The organism is Microbacterium sp. P2_F9 (genome assembly GCF_056403635.1).
Window position 1 is genome coordinate 1 of record NZ_JBFUFC010000314.1, and the last position, 2,724, is coordinate 2,724.

The window sequence follows — 2,724 nt, forward strand, 5'->3', positions numbered from 1 at the left end:
GCAGCAGGCGCTGCAGCTCCGGGTCGACGGGGGCGCCGGCCGCCGCATTGTCGCGAAGTGCCCGGAGCGCCCGCAGCTGGAGCAGGGACAGCGCGTCGACGTAGGGGCTGCGCAACTTCACCGCACGCTGCAGCACAGGCTTGTTCTGCAGGAGCTGCCCGCCCCCGGCGATGCGGATTACCCAGGACCTCGTGAGGTCGAGCTCCTCCATCACGAGCGCGGCGAGATCATCGCGATCGCCCAGCCCGAGATAGCCTCGCGCGATGCGGCTGTCGGACTTCGCGAGGCTCATCGCGACGTTGTCGATGAGCGTGCGGAAGAGCGGCCACTCGTCATACGCCCGGCGCAGGAGCGCCTCGTCGCCGACGGCTTCCAGGCCCGAGCCGAGCCCGAACCAGCCCGCGAGGTTGATGCGCGCCTGGCTCCAGGCGAAGACCCACGGGATGGCGCGAAGATCCTCGAGCGATTCGACGGACAGTCCTCGTCGTGCCGGGCGGGAGCCGAGGGCGAGCAGCCCGACCTCCTCCATCGGCGTGACCTGCGCGAACCATGGCGCGAAGCCCGGTGCCTTCACGAGGGTGAAGAAGCGGTCGCGGGACGCGGCATCCATCTTCGCCGCAGCCTCGGCGTAGCGCTCCGCCGCGGCGCGGTTGCGCCGCTCGATCGACGGCGACGAGGCGAGCAGCACCGCGGCGGCCACCTGGTCGATGTGCCGCATCGCGATGGCCGGGTCGCCGTAGCGAGCGAAGATGACCTCGCCCTGTTCGGTGAGCTTGAACCGGCCGTCCACCGAGTGCGGTGGCTGACCGAGGATCGCGGTGTTGGCAGGGCCCCCGCCACGGCCGAGCGCTCCGCCGCGCCCGTGGAACAGGGTGAGCTCGATGCCGCTCGCCTGCGCCCACGCCGAGATCGCGGCTTGGGCTTCGTAGAGGGCCAGGGTCGCGGCGACCGGCCCCACGTCCTTCGACGAGTCGGAGTACCCGAGCATGACCTCGAGACGGCGGCCGGTGACGGCCAGGCGCGCCTTGAAGTCGGGATGCTCGACGATCTCGGCGAGGATCTGCGGCGCGGCCTGCAGGTCGGCGAACGTCTCGAACAGCGGAATGACGTCGAGCACCGGCGTCCCGCTCGAGTCCTTCGCGTACTCGGCGAGGCGGTAGACGTTGGCGAGGTCTTCGGCGGACCGTGTGAACGACACGATGTAGCGGCCGGCGGCGTTCGGGCCGAGCCTGCTCTGGATGGACGAGATCGTGCGGAAGACCTCGAGCACCTCTTCGGTCTGCGCGCTGAGCGCAACGCCCGCGGACAGCTCCTCGAGTGATTTCGCGTGCACTGCCGAGTGCTGGCGCACCTCGAGTTCGGCGAGGTGGAACCCGAAGGTCTCGACCTGCCAGATGAGCTGCTGCAGGTGGCCGTAGGCCTGCCGCGGGGCTCCGGCCAGGTGCAGCGACTCCTGGATGATCCGCAGGTCCGCGAGAAGCTGCTCCGGGTCACGGTAGGACAGGTCCGCGTCGCCGCCACCGGACGCGGCGATGCGCCGGGCGATGAGCAGCAGCGTGCGCCGGTGCGGCTCGCCCGGCGACCGCTTCGCGATGTCGACGGCGGCTTCCTCATCGTTCGTCGCGAGCCGTTGGAGCAGCGCCTGCAGCGCCGCGCTCGGCGGCGTGGTGACCTCATCCAGCGTCAGGGTTCGGCCGATGCGGTTCGCGGCGCGCTCCAGTCCGAGCAGGACGTGCTGACTCGCGATCTTCGCGGCCTTGCGGGTGACGGATGCCGTCACGAACGGGTTTCCGTCGCGGTCGCCGCCGACCCACGAGCCGACCCGGACGAAGGGCTTGACGATCGGCGCCCGCGAGCCCGCGGCGGGCCCCTGCAGGGCGTCGTCGACGCGGCGGTAGACATGCGGGACCGCGGTGAAGAGGGTCTCGTCGAAGACCTCCATGATGGATCGCACCTCGTCGGTGGGCGAGGGCTTCTCCGCGCGCAGCGGCGCGGTGCGCCACAGCGTGTCGATCTCCTCGATCATGCGGCGCTCGGCCCGTCGCTCGTCGGCGCCGTTGCGCAGCATGATGTCGTGCTCGTCGAGCAGCGCGGTCAGGCGGCGGATGCTGCGGGAGATCGCACTGCGGCGCGCCTCGGTGGGGTGCGCGGTGAACACGGGGTGGAACCGCAGCGCCTGCAGGCGTGCGAGCGCCGTGTCGTCGCCGACCTCGGCGGCGAGGTGCACGAACGCGGCGGCGACCGAGTCGGTCGCATCCTCCCGATCGGGGCGCCCATCGCGCTCCCGGAGGATCCGCACCCGCTGGTGCTCCTCGATGAGGTTCATGAGGTGGAAGTAGACGGTGAACGCCCGGGCGACCTCGTCGGCGCGCTGGATGCTGAACGAGTCGGCGATCACCGCGGCGCGCTCGAACGCCTCCGCGGTCTCGTCGGTGTACGCCTGGAYGGTCGCGGCGCGCAGGCGCTCCACGTCGTCGAACAGACCGGGGGAGCCGCTCTCGCGGAGCACACGACCGAGCAGCGCACCCAGCATCCGCACATCCGCGCGCATCCGCTCGGGGATCTCCTGGCCTGCTTCATAACGTCCGACCAGGTCGATCGCTTCGGTCTTGGTGAGCTCACGCATGCCTCAACGCTATCGCCGCGTTGTTTCGTCGAAATCACAGCAGCGACCGGCCCCCGCTAGCATGGGGCGGCCGGAGGTGCTGTGAAACTGCTGCGTTC

Annotated in this window: 1 protein-coding gene; it reads right to left on the minus strand. The window is 70.7% G+C overall.

The annotated features are described in order from the left end of the window. Positions 1–2,626 (minus strand): phosphoenolpyruvate carboxylase (locus AC1DVT_RS19320; protein WP_477390918.1); only part of this gene is annotated, 2,626 nt, incomplete at its 3' end. Positions 2,627–2,724: the final 98 nt, after the last annotated feature.